18 protein-coding genes and 1 pseudogene are annotated in these 12,555 nt (G+C 39.0%); 16 read left to right on the top strand and 3 right to left on the bottom strand.

The window, feature by feature from the left end:
- The 5 genes and pseudogenes from AB1K80_RS07055 to AB1K80_RS07075 form a co-directional block, all read left to right on the top strand.
- A partial coding sequence (locus AB1K80_RS07055; protein WP_412855911.1) for a CdiA family toxin C-terminal domain-containing protein occupies positions 1–614 on the top strand: 614 nt, incomplete at its 5' end.
- A gap of 1 nt (position 615) precedes the next feature.
- On the top strand, positions 616–1,002 hold the full coding sequence (gene cdiI / locus AB1K80_RS07060) for a ribonuclease toxin immunity protein CdiI (RefSeq protein ID WP_412855912.1): 387 nt from the start codon (positions 616–618) through the stop codon (positions 1,000–1,002).
- 683 nt (positions 1,003–1,685) lie between these two features.
- A complete protein-coding gene (locus tag AB1K80_RS07065) occupies positions 1,686–1,820 on the top strand; it encodes a hypothetical protein (RefSeq protein ID WP_412855913.1) in 135 nt (44 codons plus the stop codon).
- Between the two features lie 126 nt (positions 1,821–1,946).
- Positions 1,947–2,279 carry a tRNA-Val4 gene (locus tag AB1K80_RS07070; protein WP_412855914.1) on the top strand — a complete coding sequence of 111 codons (333 nt, stop codon included), beginning with the start codon at positions 1,947–1,949 and terminating at the stop codon, positions 2,277–2,279.
- Positions 2,280–2,418: 139 nt separating this feature from the next.
- Positions 2,419–2,603, top strand: a pseudogene (locus tag AB1K80_RS07075) (pre-toxin TG domain-containing protein); the annotation flags it as partial.
- A 130-nt stretch (positions 2,604–2,733) separates the two neighbouring features.
- Here the strand turns inward: AB1K80_RS07075 and sigK are convergent.
- Complete coding sequence (sigK, locus tag AB1K80_RS07080; protein ID WP_412856031.1) at positions 2,734–3,462, bottom strand: RNA polymerase sporulation sigma factor SigK; 729 nt, start codon at positions 3,460–3,462, stop codon at positions 2,734–2,736.
- A 227-nt stretch (positions 3,463–3,689) separates the two neighbouring features.
- Here sigK and AB1K80_RS07085 point away from each other — a divergent pair, with 227 nt between their 5' ends.
- The 3 genes from AB1K80_RS07085 to AB1K80_RS07095 all read left to right on the top strand — a co-directional run bounded on the left by AB1K80_RS07085 (position 3,690) and on the right by AB1K80_RS07095 (position 5,961).
- The gene (locus AB1K80_RS07085) at positions 3,690–4,811 is read left to right on the top strand and encodes an aspartate phosphatase (protein WP_412855915.1); all 1,122 of its coding nucleotides are present in this window, start codon (positions 3,690–3,692) and stop codon (positions 4,809–4,811) included.
- 194 nt (positions 4,812–5,005) lie between these two features.
- On the top strand, positions 5,006–5,734 hold the full coding sequence (locus tag AB1K80_RS07090; RefSeq protein ID WP_412855916.1) for an SGNH/GDSL hydrolase family protein: 729 nt from the start codon (positions 5,006–5,008) through the stop codon (positions 5,732–5,734).
- Between the two features lie 77 nt (positions 5,735–5,811).
- A complete protein-coding gene (locus tag AB1K80_RS07095; protein WP_412855917.1) occupies positions 5,812–5,961 on the top strand; it encodes a hypothetical protein in 150 nt (49 codons plus the stop codon).
- Positions 5,962–6,097: 136 nt separating this feature from the next.
- Here AB1K80_RS07095 and AB1K80_RS07100 read toward each other — a convergent pair whose 3' ends face one another.
- The gene (locus AB1K80_RS07100; protein WP_412855918.1) at positions 6,098–6,238 is read right to left on the bottom strand and encodes a sporulation histidine kinase inhibitor Sda; all 141 of its coding nucleotides are present in this window, start codon (positions 6,236–6,238) and stop codon (positions 6,098–6,100) included.
- A gap of 362 nt (positions 6,239–6,600) precedes the next feature.
- Between AB1K80_RS07100 and AB1K80_RS07105 the strand changes: the two genes are divergently transcribed.
- From AB1K80_RS07105 to AB1K80_RS07140, 8 genes are read left to right on the top strand one after another with little or no spacing between them, the layout of a single operon-like run.
- Entirely contained in the window at positions 6,601–7,122 is a 522-nt protein-coding gene (locus AB1K80_RS07105) for a YqeG family HAD IIIA-type phosphatase (protein ID WP_412855919.1), read from the top strand.
- A gap of 2 nt (positions 7,123–7,124) precedes the next feature.
- Entirely contained in the window at positions 7,125–8,225 is a 1,101-nt protein-coding gene (gene yqeH, locus AB1K80_RS07110; protein WP_412855920.1) for a ribosome biogenesis GTPase YqeH, read from the top strand.
- A gap of 21 nt (positions 8,226–8,246) precedes the next feature.
- Entirely contained in the window at positions 8,247–9,089 is an 843-nt protein-coding gene (gene aroE / locus AB1K80_RS07115) for a shikimate dehydrogenase (protein ID WP_412855921.1), read from the top strand.
- Positions 9,083–9,373 (top strand): ribosome assembly RNA-binding protein YhbY, encoded by a 291-nt coding sequence (yhbY, locus tag AB1K80_RS07120; protein ID WP_412855922.1) that lies wholly within the window; start codon positions 9,083–9,085, stop codon positions 9,371–9,373. The genes aroE and yhbY overlap by 7 nt, the downstream gene beginning before the upstream one ends.
- 13 nt (positions 9,374–9,386) lie before the next feature.
- Positions 9,387–9,956 (top strand): nicotinate-nucleotide adenylyltransferase, encoded by a 570-nt coding sequence (locus tag AB1K80_RS07125; protein ID WP_412855923.1) that lies wholly within the window; start codon positions 9,387–9,389, stop codon positions 9,954–9,956.
- Complete coding sequence (gene yqeK, locus AB1K80_RS07130) at positions 9,946–10,509, top strand: bis(5'-nucleosyl)-tetraphosphatase (symmetrical) YqeK (protein ID WP_412855924.1); 564 nt, start codon at positions 9,946–9,948, stop codon at positions 10,507–10,509. Before AB1K80_RS07125 ends, yqeK begins: the two co-directional genes overlap by 11 nt.
- A 13-nt stretch (positions 10,510–10,522) precedes the next feature.
- On the top strand, positions 10,523–10,879 hold the full coding sequence (gene rsfS, locus AB1K80_RS07135; protein WP_412855925.1) for a ribosome silencing factor: 357 nt from the start codon (positions 10,523–10,525) through the stop codon (positions 10,877–10,879).
- On the top strand, positions 10,876–11,619 hold the full coding sequence (locus AB1K80_RS07140; protein WP_412855926.1) for a class I SAM-dependent DNA methyltransferase: 744 nt from the start codon (positions 10,876–10,878) through the stop codon (positions 11,617–11,619). Before rsfS ends, AB1K80_RS07140 begins: the two co-directional genes overlap by 4 nt.
- A gap of 48 nt (positions 11,620–11,667) precedes the next feature.
- Here AB1K80_RS07140 and comER read toward each other — a convergent pair whose 3' ends face one another.
- Positions 11,668–12,516, bottom strand: coding sequence for a late competence protein ComER (gene comER, locus AB1K80_RS07145; RefSeq protein WP_412855927.1), 849 nt, complete (start codon positions 12,514–12,516; stop codon positions 11,668–11,670).
- Positions 12,517–12,555: the final 39 nt, after the last annotated feature.

The raw sequence follows: 12,555 nt of genomic DNA on the forward strand, positions 1-12,555 counted from the left end.
AGGAAGCCAGTATGAATGCGGCGCTCGGGGCACTTTTGCCGTTTGGGGCGAAAGGGTTTCATGGTAAGATGGGGGTTGAGAGCAGAGGGAGTAATCTTAAATTTAAAAAAGGTTACTATGTTGAACATACAATTGGCCCCATCAAAAAATTTACTGAACGCAATGGTGTTAGTGGTGGGCATAATTATGATGAGTTTAAGAATTACTTTGATAGTAAATCTAACAGGTATGAGTTGGAGTCTGTTGTAAAAAAGAAACATCCTAGTATAGATGGTGTTTTCGATCTAGAATATAAAGTAAAGTACGAGAAGATGGATTATACAGGGACGAAGGGTACAGGTGAATACAAAATAATACCTAATAAGGAAAAGGTGTATAAAAAAACGATTTATGATCCAAAGGTTATTTCGGATGAAGAGATAATAAGTTTAAGTAAAGAGGCAATGGTGGAAGGGTTAAACAGCAAGAGAGAAATCCCTCTATTAAAACAAAAGAAGATAAAAATACAAGGACAAGCAGACTATAATGGAGAAAAACTGAAATTTGAAGGCATTATGAATTCAGAATCTGGAGAGATAGAGAATGCTTATCCTGTACTAGAATGGGTGGATTAGTATGAACGTATATGAAGAATTTATAGAGATGATGAAACAGAATAATTTGACTAAAGAGGCAGTTATAGATGTCTTAAATCTATACGTAAATGGACGTAACTTTCTACAACATTTAGAGGAATTTAAAAATAAAGAAGGGGAGCGCCGGGAGTATAATGGAGTAATTTACTCAGATGAATATGAACAAGGAGAAGAAGGGTACTTTGGAGAAAATAAAGTTTTATTTTACTCTGGTGACGGTGACGATGATTACGATATTGTAAATTATGATGAATTGTATCAGTATTTGATTGCTGCATGTAATTTTTATATGGAAAAAAATCCAGAATCAATTGATGTGGTTAAAGACTTATCTATGAAGATTAAAGAAGAATATTATATTGAATAACTAAAGATTGAATACATGATGTAGTAAGAATGAGAGTTCTATAGAATTTGAATAAGAAACGAACCAAAGAGGCTTTGGTGAGTGAGATTACCGTATGATAGTGGCAAGCAAAACGAACAAATATATTGTACAGAAGCAAGAACCTCTAAACGTTAATCATTGAGTTTTGATTAACTGTACTTAGAATATTTCAACCAATGAGGTAGAGGAATGTACAAAACACAGCATGGGGTTTCTAAACGAAATATGGAAATCAAGTCAAGATGCACATGAAGTGTGTAGACGAAGAGGAAGACATACATAAGGCTTTCGTAAAAAAACTCCAGAACTACTCTTAAAAGTTCCAGAGAACCAAGAATAATTTACGAAGTCTGATTGGATAAACTGTTGCCTTTAGCTAAGAAGGCTCTTCAGGAATCAGATAATTAACGTATTCGTTAGTTGTTAGATAGTATAATTTTAAATTTTCCATTGATTAATAATTTAAATTGGAAAAGTTAATACAAGAGAGCGCTGAAGTTAATATTCAGCGCTTTTTTGTCTCAATAGACCCAATTAATGTGGAGATACTATCAAATGATGTTATAAGATAACGTCAAGTTTATTTGTAATAATATCATGGGATATCTCAAAAAAATTCCGCCCTGCTTTTTAAAGAGTTATTAAATAAAGGAGTAGGGCATATGGATTTAAGTGATATATATCATTTAATTGAAACGGAATTTAAAGTAATTCAAAGGGCAAAAGATATTATTTGTGTTGCACCGATAAGTGAAGGGAACTATCTTGAAACTACTGTTAAGTTAAGTTTTAAGTAATTTTAGAAAAGAGCACAAGTGATAGATTTAATGTTTCATTTTTGAGGAGGAATGATTCAAAGATTTATATTGATAAATCTAGAAAGCTGAATAGTGCAGCGGTTGTTATGAAGGTGATTAACTTATATGAGATATTCATACGAATTTAAGGAAGATCAATTTGGTGATTTAGCAATAATACTACCAGAAGAAATAAGTATTTTCTCAGATTTTATACAAGATATTTCAACAGAAGAAGTGGATGAATATATAGGATATATTCAAAATGTTATAGATGGAGTATATGAGAACTTTGAAATTACATTGAATGCTACCAGTGTAAATATTAAAAATGATGAGACAGTAGCTGAACATCATTATAGGATTGAAGAACCTCTTGAAAATAAAATTGAAACGAAGGATTTCATAGATTTGTTGTTAATTTGGAGAGAGAAAATACCAGAAATATTTAAAGATTAAACATCATTGTCGAGACTGCAAAATAAAAAGCACTTTATTGTTATTCTAAGCAAAAAGTGCTTTTTTGTTATGAAACAAAGCTTTCAATAATTGTCTGAAAAACATGTCACTAAGAATGAAAATATCTCAAAAAGTATAACAAGAAGCCCTAGCGAACCGTTTTTGGTATGAAAAAACGTTCGATTATGGCGGGAATATTGTCAATGAAACTTGGGTGTAAACGACGCAAAACGAGCAGCAACAAGCGTTGACCCGATCACGGGTGAACATCTCACCTCCGGTCAACGAGTCGTCGCAGGCTACATTCCGGCTGTAGGCTGGGCGCATCTCCAAAGGCTTCCGTGAAGCAATAAAATAGTGTCACAGAAAATGTTGTTAAAATAAAAAAATAGGAAAGAAGCTAATAGAGCTGAAATAAAAAACAGACCTGATGTGGTCTGTTTCTTAACAGAATTCACTTCCCCTTTTCCCGCTTCCGTTTCTCCTTCTCCGCCCGATAAAACTCATGAAACATCTTCATTAATGCACGCTTCTCAATCCGAGACACATAGCTCCTTGAGATCCCAAGTTCCTTTGCAATCTCTCGCTGCGTTTTTTCTTTTTTTAAATCTAGACCGAATCGGCCAACGATCACTTCTTTTTCGCGACCGTCGAGAATGTCGATATACTCCTTTACTTTTTCAAGCTCCATATTGAGCTGAATCGTATCGATCACATCATCATTTTCTGATTTTAAGACATCAATTAATGAAATTTCGTTGCCTTCCTTATCCTGACCAATGGGATCATGCAGGGAGACATCTTTTTTTGTTTTTTTGAGCGCACGTAAATGCATAAGGATCTCATTCTCAATACACCGCGCTGCATACGTTGCGAGCTTCGTTCCTTTCCCAGATGAATAGCTTTCGATGGCTTTTATCAGCCCAATTGTCCCGATGGAGATGAGGTCTTCTGCGTCTTCCCCTGTATTTTCAAATTTCTTGACAATATGGGCGACGAGCCGAAGGTTATGTTCTATCAGCATGTTTCTTGCGTGTTCATCCCCCTGTGCCATGAGGGCTAAGTATTTTTTTTCATCATCTCCTGAAAGGGGTTGGGGAAAGGCATTGTTTTTGACGTAGGACACCAAAAACACCAATTCTTTGATCATCAATCCCATCACTGTAAATACGCCTGCCACGATTTTCACCTCCACCAAGTTTAGGCCTTTGCCTATATCCTCAAATGTATGTGAGGGTGGGGTTGTCTGTGTCTGTACGATGAAAAATTCATCTTTTTGAACATGGGTGGATTCATTCTCTCATATGTATTCTCATATGTTTGCGGTTTCTTTGCGGTGAATGGCGGTCTAGAAGCGTGCTAAAATATGTAATTATGAGATGATCGAAAAGGAAGGGGTTTTTTCGAAACATGGGGAAGGTTCTTTCTTCACATGTCGGGATGAAAATTAATGAATGGTATCGAATGATTCGGCAGTTCAGTGTTCCAGATGCAGAAATTTTAAAATCGGAAGTCGAAGAAGAAATCAAGCAGATGGAAGAGGACCAGCATTTATTGATTTATTATCAGCTCATGTGCTTACGGCATCAAATCATGCTTGACTATATACACCCTTCAAAATATCAACCTTTCTCGGTATCTAATCTTGTCGATAAAATTGAAAACTCCAATCATGAGTTATCAGATATGTTGCACTATTACCATGCATTTTTTCGTGGCATGCATGAATTTAGTCAAAAAGAGTATCTAGAGGCTGTCAAGTATTATCGTGTGGCAGAGAAACAGTTGTCAATGGTACGGGATGATATTGAACAAGCTGAATTTCATTTTAAAGTAGCTGAAGCCTACTATATTATGAAACAAACACATGTCTCCATGCACCACATTTTAAAAGCACTTGATATTTATGATCAGCATGATGATTATGCCATTCGCATTATTCAATGCCTCTTTGTGATCTCAGGCAATTATCAAGATTTAAAACGAAAGGATCGAGCGTTGCCGCATTTACAAAAGGCCAAACAGCTCGCCTCAAAAATGAATCACCCCCGTATCTATAGTTCGGCCTTATACAATTTAGGTAAATGTTATGGTGAGCTTGGCTATAGGAAAGAAGCTGAACAATATTTAACAGAATCTGCTGAACTTGCAGAAGTAGAAGAGCTCCCCACGCTCCCTCACACCCTCTATACGCTTGCGAAACTGCTTTTTAAACAAGATGAACAGGCGCAAGCACAGCGTATTTTAGAGAATGGTAAATTAGCCGCTAAGAAGCATGAGGACCAGTTGTTCTGTCATATGTTTGAATATCTGGATGCTTTGTATGTTCAGACGATCAATGAAGAGCAGCTGCAAAAAACCATTGATTATTTGGAAAAACTTAGCCTATACTCTTATATAGAGGATATCTCACTAGAAATTGCGACAGCCTTAGAAGCCTCTCGAGAATATCAAAAGTCCAATCAGTATTATCAGAAATTATTATGGGCTCAAAAACAAATTCAAGAAGGAGAGTGTCTATATGAATTCTAAGCAACGTTCGACAGTTGAAGAGAGAAACCAAACGTGAAACAGAAAAGCGGGCCTGTCATGGCCGGCTTTTTTTCTTTGAAAAAAGAAGAGGGTGTTCAAGCATGAAATGTGAGTGTGTAAGTTGTTACAGTCATTCATTGAAACCAAAAGTCTTGTCGTTTACGATATGAAGAGAGCTTTTGGAGGTGAATGTTGTGAAGAAATACGTCTTGCTGTTCATCTTGATGTGTGTGTCTGCTGGGTGTTCACAACCAACCCAGCAAAGCATCGTTGCGTTTGGTGACAGCAATACAAAAGGATCAAACTGGGATTATCGAGATTATCCATCATCCGAAAAATGGGTGAACCTTATCAAGAATGTCGAGCGTGGCCAAATGCAGGTGATAAATGCTGGAATTGGCGGGCAGACAACAGAGGATGCGAGGCTTCGCTTTGAGCGGGATGTGTTAGATCAAAAACCAACCTACGTGCTTATCATGTTTGGTACAAATGATGCAGCCATTTTAGACGGGAAACACCCCCGTGTCACGAAAAAACGGTTTAAAGAGAATGTATCGTACTTCATTTCTGAAAGTAGAAAAGAAGGGGTGACCCCGATTCTAATGACCTGTGTACCAATTGTTGAAGGCGGAAAAAAGGGCTTATATTATTACTCACGATATCAGTCATCTTATTTTGTTGAAAGAGGCGGTGCGAGAGCATGGCAAAACTCTTATAATGAGATAACGAGACAAATCGCTAAAGATATGCATGCCCCGCTCATAGATAACTGGCAAGCTTTTATACGAGAAGCTGGTGAAAATAGCGATCACGCTTTGATTCAGTCGGGTTTAATTGATCCTTCTGGCAATCATATGACACCTAAAGGCGCGAGAATCATTTATCATGAAATCAAAAAGCATGACGTCATCAAACATTTTTAAAGGATGCCCATTAGCCTAAACAAGACCAGCAAATCTGCATAGTCTAACAGTAATCATCCCATAAGGAGGTAACTGATATGTGGGGATGTCCTCATGCTTATCCTGGAGTATCACCTTATCAAGCCCAAGGAGGAGGAATTGGTTACGCTTTTCTTGTTGTCTTCCTTGTGGTCATTCTTGTCATTGGTGGAGGGTTATGGTTTTGGAATGATGGGCTTAGCAATTAAGACACCTCTTCTTACATGAGAAGGGGTGTTTTTTACGGAAAATAGTAGTAAGCCTATAGCGCAAGTGATATAATATCAGTCACCTGAGTTTTAAAAAGGAGAGTGCTCGGGAGGCATGATTCCTCGTGTGATGGAATTAAGAGGAAACAGAGAGCATATGCCCGAGCGAACGTCTTTTCATTTCTGTCTCAATTAATTCAATGAAATCGCGATTTAAGTTCATTTCATGTGCTTTAAAATACGATTCTATAAGTAAATCATCTGACAGCTTTTTCATACTAGAAACCCATATGATGGGAAAAACACCTCCCCTGAAAAAGTTGGCATAAAGCTGAAGGAAAAGACATATCATCGTAGGTTGATCGAATGTCTTTGAAGTACCTTTAATCTACCATGAATGGGAAACAAGAACAATCGTTCTGTTATCCACATGGTTAAGTGGATAACTTGTGGGTAGAGTGTTTATAATTGAATAAAAGCATGATGAAATATAGGTTGATAATGTGTGTAAAATTATCCACACCTGTTGAAGGTCCTCATCATTTGTCGAAAACTTTTTCGTTGCATTCGATAGACGGACAAATTGTGATGTGATTCGACACAAACGCTGAAAAACCAATGGAAGAAAGGGTGCAAATTGTGCTAAAGAAGTATTTCTTACCGGATGAATTTGTGAAAAGTATTTTTCATATTTCGCCGCAAAAACTAAAAGAACGAAACGTAAAAGGAATTATTACGGACTTAGATAACACACTAGTAGAATGGGATCGCCCAAGTGCGACTCCGCGTTTAATTGAATGGTTTCAAGAGATGAAAGATCACGGGATACAAGTGACGATTGTATCGAACAATAACGAAAAGCGGGTCAAGCTATTTTCTGAACCGGTTCAAATCCCGTTTATTTATAAAGCGAGAAAACCTATGGGCAGAGCCTTTAATAAGGCAGTGGCCGATATGAATTTAAACAAAGAAGATGTGGTTGTCATCGGTGATCAGCTCATGACGGATGTTTTGGGTGGGAACAGGCATGGCTTCCATACCATTTTGGTGGTACCTGTAGCGGCTTCAGACGGGTTTTTCACGAAGTTTAACAGACAAATTGAACGTAGAATTTTAGGAGCCTTAAAACGCAAGGGCCACATTCAGTGGGAGGAAGAGTAACAATGGAAAAAGTGGTTTGTATTGGCTGCGGTGTAGCCATTCAGACGGAAGATAAAGATCAATTAGGATATGCGCCGGCAGCATCTCTATTGAAAGAAGATGTGATTTGCCAGCGCTGTTTTCGGTTAAAGAACTACAACGAATTGCAAGACGTCTCTTTAACAGAAGACGATTTTTTAAATATTTTACACAGCATTGGCGAGACAGATTCTCTTATTGTAAAAGTTGTCGACATATTTGACTTTAATGGGAGTTGGATCAATGGACTAAGCCGAATAGTTGGTGGTAATCCGATTTTACTTGTCGGTAACAAAGCCGATATTCTACCAAAATCGGTGAAAAGAGATCGCCTTGTTCAATGGATGAAGCGGGAAGCAAAAGAGAACGGTCTGAATCCGATAGATGTCTTTTTGATTAGTGCAAGTAGAGGTCAAGGTGTGCCAGAGGTAATGGAAGCCATTGATCATTATCGTGAGGGTCGAAATGTTTATGTGGTCGGCTGTACGAATGTTGGAAAATCAACATTTATCAATCGAATTATTAAAGAAGTGTCTGGAGAAGAAAATGTGATTACGACATCTCAATATCCGGGTACAACCCTTGATGCCATTGAGATCCCACTGGATGATGGATCTGCTTTGTTTGATACACCGGGCATCATCAATCGTCATCAAATGGCTCACTATGTGGGCAAAAGTGATTTGAAAATCTTAACGCCGAAGAAAGAATTGAAACCGAGAACGTTCCAGTTAAATGAAGCTCAAACGCTTTATTTTGGCGGGCTTGCGCGTTTTGATTATGTAAAAGGCGGCAGAACATCGTTTGTGTGTTATATGCCAAATGAGCTCAATATTCATCGCACAAAGCTAGAGAACGCAGATGAGTTGTATGAAAAGCATGCAGGAGAGCTGCTTTCACCTCCATCAAAAGAAGGCTTGGAAGATTTTCCGCCACTCGTTCCTCATACCTTTACCATTGATCAGCCGAAGATGGATATTGTATTTTCAGGCTTAGGCTGGGTGACAGCGAATGAATCGGATAAACAAATCAAAGTCTATGCGCCAAAAGGTGTTCATGTCTTTGTGAGACGGTCGTTAATTTAAAAGTTCAAAGGGGGAGAGACCTTGAAACCTTTATACGGATTAATCGGCAACCCTGTCGGCCATTCAATGTCTCCGGATATTCATAATGCTGCATTAAAGGATGCTGGGATAGACGGACATTATCATGGCTTTCAAGTCGAAGAACGTGATCTTGCGGATGCCATCCGTGGCATGAAAGCGTTAGGAGTGAGTGGCTTCAATGTCACTGTCCCGCACAAAGTTGAGATCATGCAGTACCTTGACAAAATTGATGTCACAGCTGAACGATTAAAAGCGGTGAATACTGTGCGCCTTGAAGAAGGTCAACTCGTTGGGTACAACACGGATGGAGAAGGCTTTCTTCACTCATTACTTGATACGTTAGATCAGCCGTTGTCAGAGCTGTCATTCCTGATGATTGGAGCTGGCGGAGCGGCTAGAGCGATTTATACAACGATTGCTGATCATTCACCGAAACGATTTGATATTACGAATCGTACCATTGAAAAAGCAGAAGCATTAATTGAAAGTACGGATGCACACATCACATCAAATGCCCTTACTTTAAGTAAAGCAGAAAACCGTCTCGGGGATTATGATGTGATCATTCATACGACTTCGATTGGCATGTATCCAAATATAGATGAAACGCCGATTTCTTTAACAAATGCAAAGAAAACAGCAGTCGTCTGTGATATTGTGTATAATCCATTAGAAACAAAACTGCTGAATGATGCAGCAAGGTTAGGTTTAAAAACAGTAGATGGTGTTGGTATGTTTGTTGGTCAAGCGGCTAGAGCGTTTGAATTATGGACAGGCACCACACCTGACGCTAGAAAAATGAAGTCAATTGTGATAGAGAAATTAGGAGGAACACCATGTTAAAAGGGAAGCAAAAACGTTTTTTACGTGCACAAGCACATCATTTAACACCGATCTTTCAAGTGGGGAAAGGTGGAGTAAATGACAATATGGTCAAGCAAATTTCCGAGGCGCTTGAAGCAAGAGAACTTTTGAAGGTCAGCGTATTGCAAAATTGCGATGAGGATAAAAGCGATGTCGCTGCAGCTCTTGTAAAAGGAACAAAAGCAGAGCTCGTTCAAACGATCGGAAATGTGATTGTCCTTTATAAAGAGTCAAAGGAAAATAAACAGATTAAGCTGCCATAAAGGTGGAAATGACATGAAAAAAATAGGGTTATTCGGGGGGACATTTGATCCCCCGCATAATGGGCATTTGCTGATGGCGAATGAGGTTCGTTTTCAATTGGGGCTAGATGAAATTTGGTTTATTCCGAATCATCACCCGCCTCATAAAACAGATAGAAGACGAGCCGACAGTCATCATCGCGCGAAAATGGTAGAAGCGGCGATCCAGTCTAACCCGCATTTTAGGTTGGAATGTATTGAATTGGAGCGTGAGGGTCCTTCTTATACGGTGGAGACGGTAGAATTATTAAAGAAGCGCCATCCTCATGAAGAGTTCTTTTTTATGATTGGAGCAGATATGGTGGATTATTTGCCAAAGTGGCATCGAGTTCAAGATTTGCTTCAAATGATTACCTTTATCGGGATGAAAAGACCTGGGTATCAAGGGGAAACAACCTATCCCCTTTTATTTGCGGATGTGCCACTTTTTGATGTATCATCGACATTGATTAGACAGCGTATAAAGCTAGGGGAACCGGTTGATTATTTAATTCCGGACGCCGTCGAGCGTTATATAAAGGAGCATCATCTATATGAATCGTGAAGAGGCATTGAATTGTGTCAAAGAGCAGTTAACGGAGCATAGATATACACATACAATTGGTGTGATGAATACAGCCATGACATTAGCGGAACGTTTCGGTGCAGATGTAAAAAAAGCAGAGATCGCCGCTATTTTTCATGACTATGCTAAATTCAGACCAAAAGAAGAAATGAAGGGCATCATACAAAAAGAACGGATGAACCCACAATTGCTCGATTATTCTCCGGAACTTTGGCATGCCCCGGTCGGTGCATATTTGGTCAAAAAAGAAGTGGGAATAGACGATGAAGAGGTTCTAAATGCGATTGAATTCCATACGTCTGGTCGACCAAACATGTCATTACTTGAAAAAGTGATTTATGTGGCTGATTATATTGAACCAGGTCGTCACTTTCCTGGTGTAGAAGAAGTTAGAGCGTTAGCGGAAAATCATTTAGATAGCGCATTGACCCAATCATTAAAAAACACGATCCACTTTTTAATGAAAAAGAATCAACCTGTCTATCCTGATACACTGGCTACCTACAACTCGCTTGTTCAAAAGAACAAATAAGGAGGAATTTTGAATGGACGCATCAACAATTTTAAACATCGCAGCAGGAGCGTGTGATGATAAACGAGCAGAAGATATCATTGCTCTTAATATGCAGGGGATTTCACTTGTGGCAGATTACTTTCTCATTTGCCACGGGAACTCGGATAAACAAGTACAGGCAATTGCACGTGAAGTAAAGCAACTTGCCGAAGAAAACGGAATTGACGTGAAGAAATTGGAAGGCTTTGATGAAGCGAGATGGGTCTTGATTGATTTAGGGGATGTCATTGCCCATGTATTCCACAAAGAAGAAAGAGGATATTACAACTTAGAAAAGTTATGGGGAGATGCGCCGAGAGAAACGCTATCACTTGGCATTAACTCATGATTTATCAAGGGTTTGCAGGTGTGTATGATGAGCTTATGACTCATGCACCTTATGATGAATGGGTAGAGTGGATCAAGCAGCATATTGAGTCAAATGCAACCGTCATTGACGTAGGCTGTGGGACGGGTGAGATCTCACTTCGTTTGGCAGAAAAAGGTCATACAGTGACAGGGGTCGACTTGAGTGAAGATATGCTAGCACTCGCACAGCAAAAAGCGATGGCACAGCACCATTCAATTCAATTTTTACATCAAGATATGAGAGAGCTTGATGGCTTTGATCAAGCATTTAAAGCAGCAGTCATTTGCTGTGATTCCTTGAATTACTTAAAAAATGAAAATGATGTAAAAAAAACCTTTGAAAACATGTTTCAGGTTTTGGAAGCAGGTGGGGTTTTACTTTTTGATGTGCACACGCCTTATAAAATGGAAAAGGTATTTGTAGGTTCCACTTTTGCAGATCAAGATGAAGACATCAGTTATATTTGGCAGAGTGAACAAGGAGAAGACGTGTACTCAGTCATCCATGATTTAAGTTTTTTCGTGAAAGACGGAGATGTGTACCAACGTTATGATGAAACGCATGAACAGCGCACGTTTACCTTAGAGGAATATGTTGCACTTTTGAAGTCTGTTGGCTTTGAAAGTATTGAAGTAACGGCTGATTTTACGAATGAAGCCCCTACAGAATCCGCTGAAAGATATTTTTTCTCGGCGAAGAAACCAAAAACCATCGTTTAATGGAACGATGGTTTTTTAAAACCCTTTTTTCGTTAGTTGCATCAGAAATTAATTTCTGCGATCATCAGTAAACACACTAGGTGGGTATTGATGGGCAACAGCTTCAAGATCTTCATCGTATTTATGGTGGGTGTTTCGAAAGAGTTGGTGGAACATATCTTGAACACCTGCATCAAGTGCTTTGATACCTTCCCCAGTGACACCACCTTTTACACACACTTTTTCTTGGAGAGTAGGGAGGTTATAGACCTTTTTTTCAATCAAACGGCCAAGTCCTACAAGCATCTCTTCTGATAAAGTAATGGCTTCTTCTTTTGACAAGTCTGTCTCTTCAACCGCAGCGTCAATCATTTTCTGAACGAGAAAGCTAATAAAAGCAGGTCCGCAGCTAACAATATCCGAAGCAGCCCTTGTGATCGTAGGCTGGATGTCGATTGGTCTGGATATACGGGAAGCAAGCTCTCTTAAAGTTTCTTTGGTCGACGTACTGCAAGAGGAACCGAATGTTAAGAGCGAAGCGCCAGATAAAGCACGGTTTGTAATACTAGGAATGAGCCGAGCTGTTTGGCAAGGGACGATATCCTGAAGTTGTTCAGGGTGAACTGGACTCGTAATAATGACGATGGTTTGCTGCTCTGTCAACATAGGGCTCAGCTCTTTTAGCAATGGATAAATATCAAGTGGTTTCACGCAAACAAAAATAAAATCTTTATTCATCACAGTCCTTGAAAGCTGTTTGGTTACTTCAAGCTCTGGATGGTTCTTTTTTATATTGAACGCTTTTTCAATGGTCCGGTTTGTGATGGTGATGGATGAGGGATTGACTGCCTTTGATTCAATAAATGCCTCAGTGAGTATGGTACCCATGTTTCCTGTACCGATTAATCCGATATTCAAACGTTCTCCCTCCTTTTATGCCATAGGATCTGTTATCTT

This window comes from Bacillus sp. 179-C3.3 HS, assembly GCF_047229225.1.
Taxonomy (GTDB): Bacteria; Bacillota; Bacilli; order Bacillales; family Bacillaceae; genus Bacillus.